The 18754-nt window shown below is 63.3% G+C and carries 18 protein-coding genes; 15 read left to right on the top strand and 3 right to left on the bottom strand.

Annotated elements, in window-relative coordinates:
* Positions 1-132 precede the first annotated feature (132 nt).
* From KC8_RS18125 to KC8_RS18150, 6 genes are all read left to right on the top strand, one after another.
* Positions 133-570, top strand: a complete 438-nt coding sequence (locus KC8_RS18125; protein WP_010126762.1) for an acyl-CoA thioesterase — start codon at positions 133-135, stop codon at positions 568-570.
* Positions 567-2132, top strand: a complete 1566-nt coding sequence (gene lnt / locus KC8_RS18130) for an apolipoprotein N-acyltransferase (RefSeq protein ID WP_010126763.1) — start codon at positions 567-569, stop codon at positions 2130-2132. Before KC8_RS18125 ends, lnt begins: the two co-directional genes overlap by 4 nt.
* 70 nt (positions 2133-2202) lie before the next feature.
* Positions 2203-3384, top strand: coding sequence for a methionine adenosyltransferase (gene metK, locus KC8_RS18135; protein WP_010126764.1), 1182 nt, complete (start codon positions 2203-2205; stop codon positions 3382-3384).
* Between the two features lie 64 nt (positions 3385-3448).
* The gene (trmB, locus tag KC8_RS18140; RefSeq protein WP_010126765.1) at positions 3449-4129 is read left to right on the top strand and encodes a tRNA (guanine(46)-N(7))-methyltransferase TrmB; all 681 of its coding nucleotides are present in this window, start codon (positions 3449-3451) and stop codon (positions 4127-4129) included.
* Positions 4130-4193: 64 nt separating this feature from the next.
* The gene (locus tag KC8_RS18145; protein ID WP_010126766.1) at positions 4194-4901 is read left to right on the top strand and encodes a PaaI family thioesterase; all 708 of its coding nucleotides are present in this window, start codon (positions 4194-4196) and stop codon (positions 4899-4901) included.
* Between the two features lie 95 nt (positions 4902-4996).
* Positions 4997-5620, top strand: a complete 624-nt coding sequence (locus KC8_RS18150; protein ID WP_010126767.1) for a trimeric intracellular cation channel family protein — start codon at positions 4997-4999, stop codon at positions 5618-5620.
* Between the two features lie 39 nt (positions 5621-5659).
* Here the strand turns inward: KC8_RS18150 and KC8_RS18155 are convergent, their stop codons facing one another.
* Positions 5660-6424: a sulfotransferase family protein gene (locus KC8_RS18155; protein WP_083831275.1), complete on the bottom strand. Its 765-nt coding sequence runs from the start codon at positions 6422-6424 to the stop codon at positions 5660-5662.
* Between the two features lie 156 nt (positions 6425-6580).
* Entirely contained in the window at positions 6581-8464 is a 1884-nt protein-coding gene (sppA, locus tag KC8_RS18160; protein WP_037496688.1) for a signal peptide peptidase SppA, read from the bottom strand.
* Positions 8465-8732: 268 nt separating this feature from the next.
* Between sppA and groES the strand changes: the two genes are divergently transcribed.
* The 7 genes from groES (at position 8733) to KC8_RS18190 (ending at position 16091) form a co-directional block, all read left to right on the top strand.
* Positions 8733-9020, top strand: a complete 288-nt coding sequence (groES, locus tag KC8_RS18165; RefSeq protein ID WP_010126771.1) for a co-chaperone GroES — start codon at positions 8733-8735, stop codon at positions 9018-9020.
* Positions 9021-9090: 70 nt separating this feature from the next.
* On the top strand, positions 9091-10743 hold the full coding sequence (gene groL / locus KC8_RS18170) for a chaperonin GroEL (RefSeq protein ID WP_010126772.1): 1653 nt from the start codon (positions 9091-9093) through the stop codon (positions 10741-10743).
* 186 nt (positions 10744-10929) lie between these two features.
* On the top strand, positions 10930-11706 hold the full coding sequence (locus KC8_RS18175; protein ID WP_138956727.1) for a TetR family transcriptional regulator: 777 nt from the start codon (positions 10930-10932) through the stop codon (positions 11704-11706).
* 213 nt (positions 11707-11919) lie between these two features.
* Positions 11920-12084: a hypothetical protein gene (locus KC8_RS20400; RefSeq protein WP_157663939.1), complete on the top strand. Its 165-nt coding sequence runs from the start codon at positions 11920-11922 to the stop codon at positions 12082-12084.
* Positions 12084-13289 carry an ABC transporter permease gene (locus KC8_RS18180; RefSeq protein ID WP_010126774.1) on the top strand — a complete coding sequence of 402 codons (1206 nt, stop codon included), beginning with the start codon at positions 12084-12086 and terminating at the stop codon, positions 13287-13289. Before KC8_RS20400 ends, KC8_RS18180 begins: the two co-directional genes overlap by 1 nt.
* Positions 13279-14808, top strand: a complete 1530-nt coding sequence (locus KC8_RS18185) for a TolC family protein (RefSeq protein WP_232455568.1) — start codon at positions 13279-13281, stop codon at positions 14806-14808. Before KC8_RS18180 ends, KC8_RS18185 begins: the two co-directional genes overlap by 11 nt.
* Positions 14784-16091 (top strand): efflux RND transporter periplasmic adaptor subunit, encoded by a 1308-nt coding sequence (locus KC8_RS18190; protein WP_138956728.1) that lies wholly within the window; start codon positions 14784-14786, stop codon positions 16089-16091. Before KC8_RS18185 ends, KC8_RS18190 begins: the two co-directional genes overlap by 25 nt.
* Before the next feature lie 11 nt (positions 16092-16102).
* Here KC8_RS18190 and KC8_RS18195 read toward each other — a convergent pair whose 3' ends face one another.
* Positions 16103-16528 carry a DUF2147 domain-containing protein gene (locus KC8_RS18195; RefSeq protein ID WP_037496626.1) on the bottom strand — a complete coding sequence of 142 codons (426 nt, stop codon included), beginning with the start codon at positions 16526-16528 and terminating at the stop codon, positions 16103-16105.
* Between the two features lie 457 nt (positions 16529-16985).
* Between KC8_RS18195 and KC8_RS18200 the strand changes: the two genes are divergently transcribed.
* Together KC8_RS18200 and KC8_RS18205 are read left to right on the top strand one after the other, a co-directional pair.
* Positions 16986-17534 (top strand): RNA polymerase sigma factor, encoded by a 549-nt coding sequence (locus KC8_RS18200; RefSeq protein ID WP_232455569.1) that lies wholly within the window; start codon positions 16986-16988, stop codon positions 17532-17534.
* Complete coding sequence (locus tag KC8_RS18205) at positions 17509-18501, top strand: FecR family protein (RefSeq protein ID WP_010126780.1); 993 nt, start codon at positions 17509-17511, stop codon at positions 18499-18501. The genes KC8_RS18200 and KC8_RS18205 overlap by 26 nt, the downstream gene beginning before the upstream one ends.
* Positions 18502-18754: the final 253 nt, after the last annotated feature.

The following is an 18754-nucleotide window of genomic DNA, read 5'->3' on the forward strand; positions in this document are numbered from 1 at the left end:
CGCCGATGCACGCGCATGGCGCATAATGGCTAATCCACATGGTTACTTGACCGCAACGGAACTGCCCATGCGCCGGCTTGCGTCGATCGCGGCGCTGATCTAGCCCCGCTGCCATTCGCACCGGAGAAAGCCATGGCCCGCGCCGATTTTCGATTCTCCTACCCCAAACGCGTCCGTTATTCGGAGATCGATGCGCAGGCGGTGGTCTTCAATGCGCGCTTCCTCGATTATCTGGATATCGCGGTCACCGAATATTATCGCGCCGTCGGCATTCCCGATCCGGCCGGGGTCGAGGGGCTGGCGCAGTTCAAGGTTGCGCGCACCGCGATCGATTATAAGGCGTCGGTGCATCTCGATGAAGAGCTGGACCTGTGTATCAGGCTTGCCCGCGTCGGCACGTCATCGCTGACCTTCGCGTTCGAGTTTCACGGCAAGGGCGCGGACGATCTGCGCGCGGCGGGGGAAACCGTGCAGGTGCATATTGGCACGCTCGGCAGCCGCCCTTGCCCGGTTCCGCCGGCATTTGTTGGCTTGTTCGAAACCTATGAAGGGCGGTCGCTGCGGGCATGAAGCTGAAGGACATGACGATCGGCCCGCGCCTGCGCTGGCTGGTGGCGCTGGGGCTGGGCGGGGTATCCGCCGCCGGTTTTGCGCCACTGGATTTTTGGCCGGTGACGCTGGTCGCATTCGCGCTGTGGATGGGGCTGGTGCGGAACGCGCCCGGCTTGCGCTCCGCACTCGCTGCGGGCTGGTGGTTTGGGGTCGGGCATTTCACGCTGGGCAACAACTGGATCGCCACCGCCTTTCAGTATCAGGATGCGATGCCGGCATGGCTGGGCTGGATCGCGGTTGCGGTGCTGGCGCTGTATCTTGCGGTGTTTCCCGCGATGGCGGCCGGCGCGGCATGGCGCTGGGGCAGAAGCCAGCCGGTCGCTTATGTGCTGATATTCGCTGCCGCCTGGATTGGCGCCGAATGGCTGCGCGCGACCGTGCTGACCGGCTTTGCCTGGAATCCGTTGGGGGTGGTGTGGCTGCCCGTGCCCGGCGTGCCGAAACTGGCGACGGTGATCGGCAGTTACGGCTTGTCTGGCGTGTTCGTGCTGGCGGCGGGGTTATTGATGGGTTTGCCCGCGTTGAAGCGGGCGAAATTCGGACGACCGCGGGGCGGGGCGATCGCGGCGCTGTTCGTCGCGATCCCGCTGGCGGCGCCGGTGCTTGGCCAACTGGTATTTCCGCGCAAGCCCGCGCCGGGCGAGGCGGTACGCCCGCTGATCCGTGTCGTGCAGCCCAATATCGGCCAGCAGGATAAATGGCGGCCCGGGTTCGAGGCGCAGAATTTCGCGCGGCTGGCAGGGCTTTCGGGCAAGCCGGTGGCCGAACCGCGCCTGTTGTTGTGGCCCGAGGCGGCGGTGCCTGAATATCTGGAGGAAGCCCGGCGCGAAGACCGGCTGGCGCGGGCGCGCATCGCCGGATTACTGGGGCCGCGCGATATCGTGCTGACCGGCGGCACCGCGCTGGAATGGGGTAAGGACAATTACGCCATCGGTGCGCGCAACAGCCTGTTTGCGCTGGACGGCCGGGGCAAGATTCTTGCGCGGTATGACAAGGCGCATCTTGTGCCCTTTGGCGAATATCTGCCGCTGCGATCGCTGTTGTCGGTAATCGGCCTGTCGCGGCTGGTGCCCGGCGATCTTGATTTCTGGCCGGGACCGGGGCCGAAAAGCTATATGTTGCCGGGCTTCGGCGCGGTCGGCGTGCAGATATGCTATGAAATCATCTTTTCGGGGCAGGTGATCGATCGGGCGAACCGGCCGGATTTCATCTTCAACCCATCGAACGATGCCTGGTTCGGGCCGTCCGGGCCGCCGCAGCATCTGGCGCAGGCGCGGTTGCGCGCGATCGAGGAAGGACTGCCGATCATCCGGGCGACGCCGACCGGCATTTCGGCCGTGATCGACGCCCATGGACGGGTGGTCGCCAGTGTGCCGTGGCGGACGGCCGGCGCCATCGATGCGCGCCTGCCCAAGCCCAAGCCACCCACGCTGTTCGCGCGGCATGGCAACCTTTTGCCATTCCTGTTTGCCGGCGCGCTGATCATCCTCGCGATTGCGCGCCGCCGCGTCGCGCGCTAAGGGACATAAGGAATCCTTTATATCCGCTTCGATTTGGGGGCGGTCCATCTTCCGAAAGGGCTTGTGTTCGATGCGCAGCGACTATCTTTTCACGTCCGAGTCGGTCTCCGAAGGCCACCCCGACAAGGTCGCGGACCAGATTTCGGACGCGGTGGTGGACCTGTTCCTGTCGCGCGATCCCGAAGCGCGCGTCGCCTGTGAAACGCTGGTCACCACGCAGCGCATCGTGCTCGCCGGCGAAGTCCGCTGCCGCGAAGATGTGACGCCCAGTCAGGCCGAAATCGAAGCCGTGGTGCGCGATACGGTGAAGCGCATCGGTTACGAACAGCATGGCTTCCACTGGCAATATGCCGATTTCGCCTGCCATCTGCACGGCCAGTCCGCCCATATCGCGATGGGCGTGGATGAAAGCGGCAACAAGGACGAAGGCGCCGGCGATCAGGGCATCATGTTCGGTTATGCGACCGATGAAACCCCCGATCTGCTGCCCGCGACGCTCTATTATTCGCACCGCATCCTCGAACGGCTGGCGCATGACCGTCACAACAAGGTCGTCGATTTCCTTGAGCCGGACGCCAAGAGCCAGGTGACGCTGCAATATGAAGGCGGCAAGCCCGTCCGCGCGACTGCGCTGGTGGTTTCGACCCAGCATAGCGCGGCACTCAGCAACGATGCCGGCCAGGCCAAGCTGCGCGATTATGTGAAGGGCGTGTTCGCCGACGTGCTGCCCGAAGGCTGGCTGCCCGCCGACGAAGCGATCTACGTCAACCCGACCGGCCTGTTCGAAATCGGCGGTCCGGACGGTGACGCGGGCCTCACCGGCCGCAAGATCATCGTCGACACCTATGGCGGTGCGGCCCCGCATGGCGGCGGCGCATTTTCGGGCAAGGATCCGACCAAGGTTGATCGTTCGGCGGCCTATGTCGCGCGTTACCTCGCCAAGAATGTCGTGGCGGCGGGGCTTGCCAAGCGGTGCACGATCCAGCTGTCCTACGCGATCGGCGTGGCCGAGCCGCTGTCGCTGTATGTCGACACGCATGGCACGGGCACGATCGACGAAGCGAAGATCGAGGCGGTCCTGCCGAAGCTGGTGCGCCTGACGCCGAAGGGCATCCGCACCCACCTGAAGCTGAACAAGCCGATCTATCAGCCGACGGCGGCCTATGGCCATTTCGGCCGCAAGGCGGAAGGCGATCTGTTCAGCTGGGAAAAGACCGATCTGGTCGAACAGCTCAAGGCAGCACTCGCCTGAGCGAACGCATCGGGCGACGGCCGGGTGGCGTTGCGGTGAAGGGATCGGTATTGGGCACGCCGATATGAACGATCCTTCCACCATCCGCCGCCTTTACGGCCGTCGCCAGGGGCACAAGCTGCGCCAGGGGCAGGCCGCGCTTGTCGAAGATTTGCTGCCCCGCGTCGCGGTGCCCGAAACCGGGCCGATCGATTCCCGCACGCTGTTTGGCGATGATCGCCCGCTCCAGCTGGAAATCGGCTTTGGCGCGGGCGAACATCTGGCGGGGCAGGCGATGATCCGGCCCGGCGACGGGCTGATCGGCTGCGAACCCTTTCTCAACGGCGTGGTCGGCGCGCTCGGCCATATCGAACAGAACGGCCTCGATAATGTGCGCATCCACATGGGCGATGCGCTCGACGTGCTCGAACGGCTGCCCGATGGGTCGCTTAGCCGTGCCTATCTGTTGCATCCCGATCCCTGGCCCAAGGCGCGGCACGCCAAGCGGCGCTTCATGAATGCCGGCCCGATCGCGCTGATCGCGCAGAAGATGAAGCCGGGCGGTGAATTCCGCTTTGGAACCGATCACCCGGTTTATTGCCGCTGGGGGATGATGGTGATGGGCCAAAGCCCGGATTTCGAGTGGCAGGCCCAAACACCGCAGGATTTCCTCACCCGCCCCGATGACTGGCCGGAAACCCGCTACGAGGCGAAAGCCCGGCGCATTGGCCATGAAGTGTGGTATTTCCGTTATATCCGCCGCTGAGGCAGCATATTTCGCCGCGACAGTGTAGGCTGGTGGCCCGTTCGAGCATCAGACAGGCGCTGCGATGACCGATCATGTCCTGCGGATTGACCCCCGATTTCGCGGTCCGCCCACCAGCGGCAATGGCGGCTATGTCGCCGGGCTGCTGGCGAAGGAACTGGGCGGCCGGGATTGCGTCGTCACCTTGCGCCGGCCGCCGCCGCTGGCGCGGGATCTGGCGGTGGAACGGGACGCAGCGGCCGTACGGCTGGTGGATGGTGAAGAGGTGGTGGCGTTTGCCGCGCCCGCGCCTGTCGCGGTGGATGTGCCGCCGCCACCGGCCCTGGCCGCCGCGATCGAAGCGGAGGCGCGCTTTTCCGGGCATGACCACCATATCTTCCCCGGCTGTTTCGTGTGCGGGCCGGAACGGGCTGCGGGCGATGGCCTGCGCATATTCACCGGCCGGCTGGACGCCGGGGCCGGGCAGGTCGCGGCGGCGTGGACGCCGGACGACAGCCTGTATGACGCGAGCGGGGCGCTGCGTTCGGAGTTCATCTGGGCCGCGCTCGATTGCCCCGGCTATTTTGCGGTGCAGGATCGGTCCGGCCCGGCAGTGCTGGGGCGGCTGGGCGTGACCCATCTGTGCCCCATACCGGCGCACGCGCCACTGATCGTCACGGGCTGGCCGATCGCAAGCGAGGGCCGCAAGCATCAGGTGGGCACCGCGCTGCATGATGGCGATGGCAGGCTGCTGGCGGCGGGGGTGGCGACATGGGTGTCGCTTCGCGGGTGAACGGGCGGCGCCATCAAGGCTCGACGGCGATCCTTGCGGTCGGCTAACGGTCGGCATCAGCCGCATGGGCGGCGTTGGCCATTGCCGGAGCCGCCATGCCGATCGCATCCCCCATTCTTGCCCAGGCGCCCGAGTGGCTCGACATTGCCGGGATCGCGGTGTTCGCGGCGTCGGGCGCGCTGGCGGCGGCACGCGCCAAGCAGACGTTGGTAACGTTCGCCTTCTTCGCGGTGGCGACGGGGGTCGGCGGCGGCACGCTGCGCGATCTGCTGATCAATGCGCCGGTGTTCTGGATGGTGAACAGCGCCGCGCTTGCGGCCTGCCTGATCGTGGCGTTGCTCGTCTGGATGACGCCGGTGCACTGGTGGCGGCCGCGCGCGCTCGATTGGTTCGATGCGATCGGGCTGGCGGCCTATGCCGTCTATGGCGCGTCGAAGGCGCTGGCTTACGGTATCCCGCCGCTGCCGGCCGCGATGATGGGGGTGGTGACGGGCTGTTGCGGCGGCATCATCCGCGATGTGCTGGCGGGCGAACCGTCGATCCTGCTGCGCCCCGAAATCTATGTGACGGCGGCGGCACTGGCCGCCGGGCTGTTCGTGGGGTTGACGCTGCTCGGCGCATCACTGCCGGTTGCGGCCGGCATCGGTGTGGCGGCGGGCTTCGCGCTGCGGGCGCTGGCGATTGTGCGGCGGCTGGGGCTGCCGACTTACGGGCGGTGATTGGGGGGGGGGCATGGGGTGGAACGCGGGCTCTACCGCTCAGCCAACATAACCAAACTCGATCAGCCCCGGCATGGCCGCGCGCTCAATGGAATCACGTTCCGCTTGGGAAAGTAGATCAAAGCGTCGCTGGCGCGGGGCTATCGGCTCTTCCGACTGAAAGGTTTCGATGGCGCTGGGAAGATCAAGTTGTTGAATCAACGTGTTTGAAACATTGATCGGGTCTAGAACAAGATCCTCATAACGAACCAGAATATAACGGTTTGCCAAGTGCCGGCGTCCGAACTCAGCCACTGCGATGTTTGAGCGTGCCCAAAAAGCAGCCTTATCCGTGAAAGATTGAGAGCCGCCAGGCACATGGAGATCATACTGACGGCTGTTGCTGGAAGTTGCCATCTCGCGTCCATCCCTGATTACGTGGATGAAGCGCATTTCCGGAAAAAGCGCGACACTGTAAGGAAGAAGAAACATAGAACGAGGATTCTTCCACCCCCAATATCGCTCACCAGAATGATGCTTGAAGTGGCTTTTAAGTGATTTATGCCAGATATTTATATCTTCTATATCAGGATTAATATTTCCGAGTTGTTTTAATAAAATTTCACCTTTAACTGCAAGTTCTGAAATTGCTGATATAAGATCTGTGGAATCTTCTGAATTATTAACATTTTTACCAATATAAACGCCTGAATGACGAAGTATTTTTCCGAAAACTCTTGTTCCGGATCCACCTGTTGCGCCGATGGATATAATAATCCTCGAATTAATTTCTGTAAAATCAATCGATGGATTGGCTTCAGGCATTGGTTTCTCTTGTATTTAGCGTGTAAATGTAAAAATTATGTTTGTTATGCCTAGTGATTTTAAAAAATCATGGAGGTTGGTCGATGTGTATCGCTGTCTCGCCCCAATTAGACAGGGCCGTCGAGTGAGAATGGCAGTCTGGCCGTCGATCCGCCCCTAAATCCCTTTCCCCAGCACGTACCGCGTCACCAGCGTCTCCCACAGTCCGGCCGACGCGCGCGGCGGGGCGGTCGCGCCCACCGGGCATTCGAGGCAGCGGACCTGGATTGCCGGCCCTGCGGCCATTGCGCGGAAATCGGCGAAGGCGCGCAGCATTTCGCGTTCGGGAAGGCGGGCCATGCGGGTGAAGGCGTCGCTGGGTTCGCTGGCGGCTTCCTCGCTCTGGAACATGCCGGCCAGCAGCTGGCTGAAATAGCTGGGGCCGCGTTCGATGTAGAGCGGGCGGGCCTTGGCCGGATCGATCTTCGCGCGGCGCGCGGCTTCGGCAATGGCGTCGTCGATGCCGCCCATCTTGTCGACGAGGCGCAGGTCAACCGCGGTGCTGCCGGCCCAGACGCGGCCCTGGCCGATTTCATCGACGCGGGCGACGGGCAATTTGCGCGATTGCGCGACGAGGCCGGTGAAACGGCGATAGATATCGTCGATCCCGGCCTGCATCAGCCGATCAAATTCGGGCGATGTGCCGCGATACAGATCGGGTTCGCCCGACAGTGGCGTCGTCTTCACGCCATCGGTGGTGAGGCCGACCTTGTTGAGCGCGCCGGAGAAATTGGGGAGCAGGCCGAACACGCCGATCGATCCGGTGATTGTCGATGGCTCGGCAAAGATCAGGTCGCCCGGCGTGGACACCCAATAGCCGCCCGAGGCCGCAAGCGAGCCCATCGACACGACCACCGGCAGCTTCTTACGCTTGGCTTCCAATATGGCTTCGCGAATCCGTTCGGACCCGGTGACGGAGCCGCCGGGGGAATCGACGCGAATGACAAGCGCCTTGATCCGATCCTTGGCGAGTTCATCGAGGATCAGCCTGGCGATGGTGTTGCCGCCGGCGCGGCCCGGCGCGGCATCGCCATCGACGATTTCGCCGGCGATGGTTACGACGCCGATCTGGCCGCCCGATCCTTCGGGGTTGGCGGCCAGCCAGCTATCGAGCGGGATCGCTTTATAGTCGCCGGCTTCGCGGTCGTTTGCCTCGCCGGCGATCTGCGCGACGCGGCGGCCAAATTCGACGCGATCGCCCACCTTGTCGACCAGCCCGGCATCGAGGGCCGCCTTGGCGAGGTTGCCGCCGGCGGCGGCGATCGCCTGTTCGGGGGCGGCGATATAATCGGCCAGGCGTGCACGCGGGCGGGCGCGGGTGATTTCGGTGCGCCAGGTGGCCCACAGGGAATCGGACAGCGCCTGATTGGCGGCGCGCGCCTCGGGCGACTGATCGGTGCGGGTGAAGGGTTCGACCGCCGATTTGAACTCGCCGACGCGATAGACCTTGGCTTCGACGCCGATCTTGTCGAGCAGGCCCTTATAGTAAAGCCGCGATCCGCCGGGTCCGGCGAGCATCACCGCGCCATAAGGGTTGAGCCAGACTTCGCTGGCATGGGCGGCCAACTGATAGCCATCGTCGGTATAGCCGGTGGCATAGGCCAGCACGGGCTTGTTCGCGGCGCGGACGCGATCGACTGCCTTGGTGGCCGCCGCAATGGTCGCCTGTCCGCCGCCGGCAAAGCTGTCGAGATCGAGCACGACCGCCTTGATCGAACCGTCCGTCGCGGCCGCATTGAGCGCGCGGACGAGATCGCGCAGACGATATTCGCGCGCGGCCGGCCCGCCGCCGATAAGCGCGCCGAGCGTGTCGGCCTGTGCCGGCTGTTCGACCAGCACGCCTTTCAGATCGAGCACCAGCGCGCCGGTGCCCGCCGTTGTCGGCTTGGGGGCGACGGACAGCATCGCGTAGAGCGCGCCGAAGAACAGCAGCAACAGGATGAGGACCAGCGCGTCCTTCACGCCGACGAGTATTTTCCAGAAGCCGCGCAGCAACCGCATCATCGTCCCCAAGCTGAAACAGCAACGGGCTATCGTGTTCGTGGCCGCCATGAAAGGGGCGATTGCCGCAAGCGGGGCACGAACCGCGGCATGGCGGCGAATTTTTTCGTGCGCGGGGTGCTTGACCAGCAGATGGCCTGCCCCAATATGGCTGCTGGCACTCGCTTCGATCGAGTGCTAACAGATTAATCGTTCCCACCGCGCGCCGCGGTTCGCCATCCAGGGGAGGCGGGTAGCGCGGACGCAAGATTTGAAAGGGTGACGCGCAATGAGTTTTCGTCCGCTGCACGATCGCGTGCTGGTTCGCCGCGTAGAGGCTGAAGAAAAGACGGCTGGCGGCATCATCATCCCCGACACCGCCAAGGAAAAGCCGCAGGAAGGCGAAGTCGTCGCCGCCGGTGCTGGCCTGAAGGCTGAAGACGGCAAGGTGACCCCGCTGGACGTCAAGGCCGGCGATCGCATCCTGTTCGGCAAATGGTCGGGCACCGAAGTCAAGATCAACGGCGAAGACCTGCTGATCATGAAGGAAAGCGACATCCTCGGGATCGTCGGCTAAACCTATCAGGCTTTCTAGCGTGAACGCCCGGCGTCCACGCGAACTCAATCAAGATTAAGGATACAGGAACATGGCAGCGAAAGACGTCAAGTTTTCGCGTGACGCGCGTGAGCGCATCCTGCGTGGTGTGGACATCCTTGCCGATGCGGTGAAGGTGACCTTGGGCCCGAAGGGCCGCAACGTCGTGATCGACAAGTCGTTCGGCGCGCCGCGCATCACCAAGGACGGCGTAACCGTCGCCAAGGAAATCGAGCTCAAGGACAAGTTCGAGAACATGGGCGCCCAGATGGTGCGCGAAGTGGCCTCGAAGACCAATGACCTCGCCGGTGACGGCACCACCACCGCGACCGTTCTCGCCCAGGCGATCGTTCGCGAAGGCATGAAGTCGGTTGCCGCCGGCATGAACCCGATGGATCTGAAGCGCGGTATCGACCTCGCCGTCGGCAAGGTCGTCGAAGACCTCAAGGGCCGTTCCAAGCCCGTCGCTGGCACCAGCGAAATCGCCCAGGTTGGCATCATCTCGGCCAATGGCGACACCGTCGTCGGCGAGAAGATCGCTGAAGCGATGGAAAAGGTCGGCAAGGAAGGCGTGATCACCGTCGAGGAAGCCAAGGGCCTCGATTTCGAACTCGATGTCGTCGAAGGCATGCAGTTCGACCGCGGCTACCTGTCGCCTTACTTCATCACCAACCCGGAAAAGATGCTCGTCGAGCTTCAGGATCCCTACATCCTGATCCACGAAAAGAAGCTGTCGAACCTGCAGGCGATGCTGCCGATCCTTGAAGCCGTGGTGCAGAGCGGCCGTCCGCTCCTCATCATCGCTGAAGACATCGAAGGCGAAGCGCTGGCGACCCTGGTCGTCAACAAGCTGCGCGGCGGCCTGAAGGTTGCGGCCGTCAAGGCGCCGGGCTTCGGCGATCGTCGCAAGGCGATGCTCGAAGACATCGCGATCCTGACCAAGGGCGAGCTGATTTCGGAAGATCTCGGCATCAAGCTTGAAACCGTCACGCTCGGCATGCTCGGCACCGCCAAGCGCGTCACGATCGACAAGGACAACACCACCATCGTCGATGGTGCGGGTGAAGCCGAAGCGATCAAGGGCCGCGTCGAAGCGATCCGTCGTCAGATCGAGAACACCACGTCCGACTATGACCGCGAAAAGCTCCAGGAGCGTCTCGCTAAGCTTGCTGGCGGCGTTGCTGTCATCAAGGTTGGCGGTGCGACTGAAGTCGAAGTCAAGGAGCGCAAGGACCGCGTTGACGATGCGCTGCACGCAACCCGCGCGGCTGTCGAAGAAGGCATCGTTCCCGGCGGCGGCACGGCGCTGCTCTATGCCACCAAGGCTCTCGAAGGGCTGAAGGGCGCGAACGACGATCAGACCCGCGGTATCGACATCATCCGCAAGGCGATCCAGGCGCCGGTGCGTCAGATCGCCCAGAATGCGGGCCATGACGGTGCCGTCGTTTCGGGCAACCTGCTGCGCGAAAATGACGAAACCAAGGGCTTCAACGCGTCGACCGACGTGTACGAAAACCTGGTCGTCGCCGGCGTGATCGATCCGACCAAGGTCGTTCGCACGGCGCTGCAGGATGCGGCCTCGGTCGCTGGCCTGCTGATCACCACCGAAGCGGCGATCTCGGATACCCCCGAGGACAAGCCGGCCATGGGCGGCATGCCCGGTGGCATGGGTGGTATGGGCGGCATGGGCGGCATGGACTTCTAAGTCCAAACCACCATCGACCAAAAAGAAGGGCTGGGGAGCGATCCCCGGCCCTTTTTGCGATGTGCGGCAGCAGGTGCGGGCAGGCCCGCCGCACCGAGGGTGCGAACCGCCGGCCCCCGCTGGACTCGACAATGTGGTGAAGATCGCTTAAATCAATTTTCGAAATATTTTCATAAATTGGATGTCATGACACAGACTATGAGCGCCAAATGGCTGACCAAATCGCAGGGCGGCGTGGGGCGTCCGCGCAGCCTGACGCGCGATATGGTGATCGATGCGGCGGTTGAACTGGGCCTCGATCGTTTCGGCATGAAGCGCATTGCCGAGCATCTGGGTGTCGGCATCTCGACCCTGTACCAATATGTCGCCAATCGGGACGAACTGTTGCAACTGGCGATCGATCGCCAGCTTGCGGCTGTCGCCTTGCCGGGGGATCGCGAACAGCATTGGTCCGATTACATCATCGAATATGCCGTCAGCCTGCGCGACGCGTTGGCGGGTGAGCCGCATCTGATCTTGCAGGTCATGGATGGCGGCGGCGGCATCGAACGGGAACTTGCCGTCACCGAACGCTTTGTCGAAGTGCTCGTTGCGCGCGGTTTCAGCATCGACGAAGCCGTACTGGCCTGGCGCAGCATCGGCGCGGTGACGCTGGGTGCGGCGATCGCCTTGTGTCGCGACCGTGCGGCCGAGGTGCGGAACGGATCGAGCCGGCGGATGCTGCGTCAGGCCTTCACCCATTTCGAACCGGGCCAGCTTCCGCTCATGCGCAAGGGCGCGAAGGCCTATGCGCGGTCGGTGGATATCGTCGATGAACTGCTGCGCCCGATCATCGAAAGCATTGCACGCAAGCGCGGTGAACTTGCCCCATGGGAAGAAAAAGGGGCTGCCCCTGTGCCGGCAAAGGCCGCGCCGCGAAAAAGAGCGGGGGCAAAAGACGGGGTGTCAGTCAAAGATGATTGATTTCTGACATCATTGGTTCTTCGGCCTGTCCTCGCTTCGATTGATATGGGCCGGATCGGGTGGTGCGCCCGGGTGATTTTGGTCCGTTATGGCGGATCGTGGTGCAAGGCCGCTGGTATTTGATCCGATAATATTGCTGTTTTCTATTGTATCTTACGGAAAAACAGGCACATCTTCGTGAAAGATACGATGAACCCCTAAAAGGGGCATCGGGTGCAGAACAAGCGCAATCGCTGTGCACTGGGGAGGGGATCGGTGTTGCTGTCGGGCGACATTCTTGAGATCTGCGATGCGCCGGGACGGTTGGTTCCGCCGATGCGGCGCGATTGGCCGGACAGATATGCCTTTCGTCGAACCGGTTCGATCGGCGGCCCGTGATGATCGGCGCCCAATCGGCCGTGCGCGGTATCCATATCGGCGAAACCGTACGGGAAGCCTTTGATAATCTGCGCGTACAGGGCCGGCGTTCGGCGCTTGCCCTGCTGGGTATCCTGATCGGAACCGCGTCGATCATCGCGATGCTCAACATTGGCCATATCGCGCAGTTGGAAACGTTGAAATTGTTCCGCCGAATGGGCGCGGACATGTTGCAGTTGCAATCGTCGCCCACCGGTTCGACGCCGACGGCCGCGTTCGATCGTGCTGTGCTGGAGCAATTGCCGCCACGCGATCCCGACATATTGACCGTGACCCCGCTGGCAACCGGCCGCGCGCCGATCGTGGCGGGCATGCGCCAGGCGGACATTGCGATCGCCGGCATCACACCGGCTTTGACGGACTTGTTGGAACTGCCGCTGGCGCGGGGCCGCGCGATCGGCCGGATCGACGATTGCGCGCTCGTGGTGGTCGCTGGTGCCGATGTCGCATCGCAATTGTCCGCGCCGGGCGCGCAGGTGGTTCCGGGCGCGAAGCTCGGCATTGGGGACTATATCTTCACGGTGGTCGGGGTGCTGGGGCAGACGCAGCCCGAACCGCTCAGCAGTGTCGACTATAATAATAGCCTGCTGATCCCGCTTGCCTGTTCAGGACGCGTGCTGCCGGCTTCGGGGCCGAATATTGCCCTGGTCCGGCTTCGGCCGGGGGCGGATATTGAGGCAGCAGGCCAGCGGTTGAGTGCGATGCTGGCCGACCCGGCATTGACGATACAGGTTGGCAGCGCGCGCCAGGTGATCGAGACGATGAACCAGCAAAAGCTGGTCAATTCGCGCATGCTGACGGCAATCGGCAGCATATCATTGCTGGTCGGCGGGATCGGCGTGATGAACGTCATGCTGATGAACGTCATGGAGCGCCGCCGCGAAATCGGCCTGCGCGCCGCCATCGGGGCCACGCCAAGCGACCTCCAGACGATGTTCCTTGTCGAGGCCGGCGTCCTTGCGCTGGTGGGCGGCGTGGGGGGCACAATATTTGGCGTGCTGGCCGCTTTCGTCGTCGCGCAGGCGTCGGGCTGGACCTTCAGCCTGGCGCTGGACGTGCTGCCGCTTGGCCCCGGCATGGCCGTGCTTGTCGGCCTTGTCTTCGGCTTATATCCGGCCTTCGCGGCGGCAAGGTTGCGGCCGATAGAGGCGCTTCGTGCGGACTAGGCGGCCGGTGCGGCTTGCCTCGAACGGCGCCGGCCGCAACGTGGCGCTTATGGCGTCCGGTCTGGCATGGGCGATGATTCCGTTTTCGGCGGTTTTCGCACAACGGATCGAAACGTCGCCGGTTGTGCCCGCCCCTGCGGCGGTTTCGCCGCCGTCCCGGCCAGTGCCGGTGGGTTCGCCGGTGCCGCTCAGCTTGGTCGAAGCGGTCGCCCTCGGCTTGCGGGAAAACCGCGATATCCGTTCGGCCTATCTCACGCGGATATCGCAGAAGTTCGATTTGTTCGTCGCGCGCGGCAGTTTCCGGCCGCGGATTGCCATTGCCGGCAGCTTCTTCGGCCAAAGCGCGGATGGCCGGATTGCGGCCGATGCGACGGTCACGCCAAGCCTGCGGCTGCGCACCACCAGCGGTGCGACGATCGATTTCGTCTGGGACCGGCGCGAAAGGCTGCGGCCGGGGCCGCGGGTGGCCGCGGACACCACGGCGCTGACGATCAGCCAGCCGTTGCTGCGCGGCGGGGGGTTCGATGTCAATCTCAGTCCGCTGCGGGTGGCGCGGCTGCAGGAGCAGATCAACCAGCTGAACCTCAAGTCGACCGTGTCGAATATCGTTGCGACGATCATCACGGGCTATCGAGATCTGGTCCAGGCGCAGGAACAGGTGCGCCTTGCCGAAATCTCGCTGGAACGGACGCGCGCGCTTCTCGATACCAATCATGCCTTGATCAAGGCGGGCCGGATGGCTGCGGCCGATATCGTGCAGACTGAATCGCAGGTGGCGAACCAGGAGGTCGCCCTGTTGCAGGCGCAACAGCAGAAGATCACGGCGCAATTGGTGCTCATCCGGCTGCTGGCCGTCGATTCCCGCACCAACATCGTGGCGGCGGATGAAATCCGGGCCGAACATGTGCCGATTGATCTTGCGCGGGTGGTGGATCTGGGCCTGGCTTCGCGCATGGACGTGCTGGCGCAGCGCAAGGCACTGGAAATCAGCCGCCAGTCGCTGATCATCGCGCGCAATGATCGTCTGTGGGATCTGCGGGTGACCGGCGCGATCAGCCATGAACGCGGCCATGATGCGTTGGTCGGATCGGCTGGCAGTTCGACCAACAAGTCGATCGGCGTTCAACTTGGCATTCCGATCCTTGGCGATTATTCGGGGCGGCAGGGCGAGATACAGGCGACAACGAGCCTGCGTACCGCCGAAATCGCCTATGACGGGCTGCTGCAATCGGTGGAGTTGCAGATCCGCGACGCCGTTCAGGTGGTGGAAACCGGCTGGCTGCAGCTGGAAGCGGCGCGTCGCGCGCGCGCGCTGGCCGCGCGTGCGCTGGATCTGCAGCAGGAAAAACTGAAAGCCGGCCGGGCATCCAATTTCGAGGTGCTGTCCTTTCAGGCCGATTTGCGCAGTGCCGATACCCAGCAACTGGCGGCCGAAATTGCATATCTGAATGCGCTTACCGGGTTGGATCAACAGATCGGGAACACGCTGGACACATGGCGCATATCGTTGAACGATTGAATCCGCCGCGGAAACGGCTCGCGCTGATGCTGGCGGGCGGGGTGGCATGTGCCGCGATCGGCTGGCTGCTGTTCGCCGATCGGGCGTCCCCCCCGGCGCGCGATGGCCTTGTCGAACAGGCGCAGGTGGTTGCGTTGCAGCCCTTCAGCGCATCGATCGGCTTTACCGGCACGATCGTTGCCGGCGAAGCGATCGGCATTTTCGCGCCGTTCGATGGCGCGGTGAAACGCGTCGGCTTCACATATGGCGATCGGGTTGGGGCAGGGCAGATGCTTGTCGAACTGGATCCCGCCGAACTTCAGCAAAGCCGCAATGATGCGGAGAGCGCTTATTTGAAGGCATCACAGGCGGCGGCGGAACTGGCCGGCTGGGAAAGCAGCCCCGAAGTCGGGCGCGTGCGTCGTGCGGCTGCGCTGGCATCGGCGGATTTGCGCGAAACGGATCGCAAGATCCACGAGACCCGCGAATTGCTCGACAAGGGGCTGGTGCCACGCAGTGAATATGACGGGTTGATCCAGCAACGGCGGTCGCAGCAGATGGCGGTGGTGGCCGCGCAGGAAGATCTGGCAGCGACGCTGGCGCGCGGCCGGGGGGATAATCGGCGTGTCGCCGAACTGGCATTGGCCAACGCGCGGTCGCGGCTGGCGCAGATGAACAGCCAGTTCAACGCCGCGATCATCCGGGCGTTGGATGACGGCATCATCATTCGCCCGCCCGCCAGCAAGATGGATGGTGATAGCGGCGCTATCCGGCCGGGGATGCTGGTGGGCAAGGGGCAGCCGATCGGCGCGATCGCGCGTGCTGGCGGCCTGAGCGCGAAATTCCGTGTCGATGAAGGCGATGTGGGGGCGCTGAAGCCTGGCCTTCCGGTCACCGTCACCGGGCCGGGATTTGGCGGGGTTACGCTTGCCGGCAGGATTTCCAGCGTAGCCGGCGAGGCCGATGCCGATGCGGCTTCGGGCAAGCCCGGTTTTACCGCAGTGGCCCGTCTGGACCCGCTGACCCCGGATCAGGCCCGCCAGATCCGCATCGGCATGACCGCCAATATCGCGATCACCACCTACAATAATGCCGCCGCTTTGGTCGTCCCGCCACAGGCGGTGCAAGGCGTGGCGCCGGCGGCCACCATATTCGTGCGCGACCAGCCCGGCACCGAGCCCCGCGCCGTCATCGTCCAGATCGGCCGCGTGGCGCCGGGAGAGGTCGAAATATTGTCGGGTCTCAAGCCCGGCGACACGGTGGTATGGCACACCGCTGCGGCACCGGCGCCGCCGGTGCCGTGATCTGGCAGCAATCAGCGAATGCGGGTCATCACCTCGGACTGGCAGATGAAGCGCGCGAAGCACCCCGTGACTTTCAATGTGTTGCGGTCGATCATTTTGATCGTCCCGCTTTCCACGCCCATGCCGCGATCGGGATCATAAAGCGGGCCACCCTTCCATTCGTGCGGGCCGCCCTTGAAATTTTGAAGAACGACAAGGCCCTTCACCTTGCGTGACCGCAATGTCTTGTCGCTATTCTTCACGTCGCGCAGGTCGGGATTGGCGCGCAATGAGGCGCCGTCCACGACCTGCCCGCATATCGCGCTGCCGCAACGATGGAATGCGGTGATGCCGCCGCGCTCCTGCGAGCGCCATTGTCCGAGAATCGCGTCTTCCGCCGTCGCCGCGTTCGCGGCGATGCTTGCCGTCAGCAGTGCGCTCGCAAGCAAGCTGAACATCGTGACCCGCGAGGTCGTCGAAGATATGCCTGTACTCATTTCATCCTCATATCGTTACTATCGCGCTATTTGGGTCGTCATGGGTGTGTGCGAATTTCATAGTATAGGCGGCTGAATAGAATCATCGGGACCATGGCGTGGATTCGCGTTCAGATTTTCGAAACGCTATCGGAAATTCTCTTGCTAAGCAAATCAACATGATGGATGATCCATCCATGCCCCGTGCCAGAACGGGGTGAGTATTGCTCTTTGCGGGGGAGGCGGCTGCGTTTGGCCTCCGGGCGCGGCCATTGGCGAAGATGGCTGCGGGGGCGTTACGGATCGCGCCTGTTGGGCGATTGTGCATTGGAGGTGCTTAACGCGTTCAACCACAGGGCCGCACCCTTCCACATGGCGTGGGGAGAGAGAAGGAGGCGGCGCATCCGGTTTTCACAAGAAAACAACGGGAACCGGAAAATTGCCGGAGGAGGGGCAAGCGATGTCAGCGCTTGGCACACGCCGAAAGGACGAGTCCGCCATTCATGAGGCGCTGGCCGCCCGCTATCGACAGCCATTGGTGCAATGGTTTCGCAGGCGGGGGCTGGATCGTGAAGCGGCGGAGGACTGTGCGCATGAGAGTTTTGTGCGCCTGTGTGGCAGCGACAATGCCGTCATGCACAGTCCCGACGCATATCTGTTCCGGGTCGCGGCTTCGGTACTGGCGGATCGCCGTCGTCGAGCGCGGGTGCGCCATGAAGATTATCACGTTCCGATCGATGATTTCGACGAGCCGAGTGAGGAACCTACGCCCGCGCGCGTCTTTGAAGGGAGGGAGGCGCTGGCCCGATTGGCGGTGGCGCTGGATGAACTGCCTGAACGGACGCGGGAGATGTTTTTGCTGAATCGACTCGACAGGATGAGCTACGGCCAGATCGCCGCCCGTTTCGGCGTGTCGGCCAGCGCTGTTGAGAAGCATATGATGAAGGCCATCGCCCACCTGCATGCGAAATTCGGGCGAAATGGCTGATCCGGCTCCTCCGCGAAACGCATCCACGATCCGCGGCCGCGCCGCGCGCTGGGTGGCGCGCAGGCATTCGGATCGCCGCACGATCATGGATGATGCCCGGCTCTCCGCCTGGCTGGCTGACGATCCCGAACATGAACGGGCCTATGCCGAGCAAGCCGGGTTGTGGGAGGCCGCGGGTGCGCTGGCGGATGATCCGATCGCCCATGCCATTCTGCGTGGCAAGCCGGAACCGGTTTCCGCCGCGCGCCGGTTCGGCCGCATGTCCGCGATCACGGCTCTGTTCGGCGCCTGCGCGGCATCGCTGATGGTGGTTGCGACGGGGATGTGGGGCGGCAGCGAACAATATGAAACCGCCCTGGGCGAACAGCGCAGCATCAAGCTGGCCGACGGTTCGATTGTGACATTGGACACCGACAGTGCGGTCGACGTGCGGATGAGTGACGCTGAGCGCCGTCTCGTGCTGCAATCCGGCCAGGCCTTTTTCGAAGTGAAAAAGGATGCCAGGCGACCGTTCCGTGTCTTTGTCGGGGATAATGAGGTGCAGGCGGTCGGCACGTCTTTCAGCGTGCGCAAGGAAGGCGAAGGCGCCCGGGTTTTTCTGGCGCAGGGCACGGTTTCGATCCGCGAAGCGGGGGCGAAGCCCGTGATTCTCCACCCGGGGCAGCAGGCATCGCTGGTCCCCGCGAAATCCGCCGCCATTGTGAAGATGGATCCGGATCGGGCGATGGCCTGGCGTTATGGGCGGCTGATGTTTGATGCCACGCCGCTGGCGGCGGCCGTGGCGGAGGTCAACCGTTATGGCGGCCGGCAGATCATATTGTCCGATCCCACGCTGGGCCGCGTCAAGGTTTCGGGGGTGTTCCACACGCGCGAGCCTGAGGCGTTTGTGGAAACTATTGTGGCCATTTTCCCGGTGCGCCTGGCACGCGATGATCAGCAATCTATCGTTCTCGCGCCGGCTTCATGATGGATCCGATCGATGCCGGAAATCCGAAGCATTCGGCTGATCGTGTTCAAGATAATGCTTGATTCATCATGGCCTATAATAGTCCATATTGAACCTTATATGGTTATCAGGCGATAAGTATCATTTTTTTGCTGAGGAATATTCGGGCGGCTGCGTCCCTGTATATGCCCCGCTTGATGTTCAGGCACCGGGCTACCTCCCCACTCCCCGGGCCCCTTCTGGTTAGGGGTCCGGGATTTTGCCGTCTGCAGTG

This window comes from Sphingomonas sp. KC8, assembly GCF_002151445.1.
Classification (GTDB): domain Bacteria; phylum Pseudomonadota; class Alphaproteobacteria; order Sphingomonadales; family Sphingomonadaceae; genus Sphingomonas_E.

Coding starts and splice junctions, on each gene's coding strand:
- KC8_RS18175 (WP_138956727.1), top strand. CDS start 10,930: ATGACACAGACTATGAGCGCCAAATGGCTGACCAAATCGCAGGGCGGC.
- KC8_RS18180 (WP_010126774.1), top strand. CDS start 12,084: ATGATCGGCGCCCAATCGGCCGTGCGCGGTATCCATATCGGCGAAACC.
- KC8_RS18145 (WP_010126766.1), top strand. CDS start 4,194: ATGACCGATCATGTCCTGCGGATTGACCCCCGATTTCGCGGTCCGCCC.
- KC8_RS18205 (WP_010126780.1), top strand. CDS start 17,509: ATGCGAAATTCGGGCGAAATGGCTGATCCGGCTCCTCCGCGAAACGCA.
- sppA (WP_037496688.1), bottom strand. CDS start 8,464: ATGCGGTTGCTGCGCGGCTTCTGGAAAATACTCGTCGGCGTGAAGGAC.
- groL (WP_010126772.1), top strand. CDS start 9,091: ATGGCAGCGAAAGACGTCAAGTTTTCGCGTGACGCGCGTGAGCGCATC.
- lnt (WP_010126763.1), top strand. CDS start 567: ATGAAGCTGAAGGACATGACGATCGGCCCGCGCCTGCGCTGGCTGGTG.
- metK (WP_010126764.1), top strand. CDS start 2,203: ATGCGCAGCGACTATCTTTTCACGTCCGAGTCGGTCTCCGAAGGCCAC.
- KC8_RS18195 (WP_037496626.1), bottom strand. CDS start 16,528: ATGTTCAGCTTGCTTGCGAGCGCACTGCTGACGGCAAGCATCGCCGCG.
- KC8_RS18155 (WP_083831275.1), bottom strand. CDS start 6,424: ATGCCTGAAGCCAATCCATCGATTGATTTTACAGAAATTAATTCGAGG.
- groES (WP_010126771.1), top strand. CDS start 8,733: ATGAGTTTTCGTCCGCTGCACGATCGCGTGCTGGTTCGCCGCGTAGAG.
- trmB (WP_010126765.1), top strand. CDS start 3,449: ATGAACGATCCTTCCACCATCCGCCGCCTTTACGGCCGTCGCCAGGGG.
- KC8_RS18190 (WP_138956728.1), top strand. CDS start 14,784: ATGGCGCATATCGTTGAACGATTGAATCCGCCGCGGAAACGGCTCGCG.
- KC8_RS18150 (WP_010126767.1), top strand. CDS start 4,997: ATGCCGATCGCATCCCCCATTCTTGCCCAGGCGCCCGAGTGGCTCGAC.
- KC8_RS18125 (WP_010126762.1), top strand. CDS start 133: ATGGCCCGCGCCGATTTTCGATTCTCCTACCCCAAACGCGTCCGTTAT.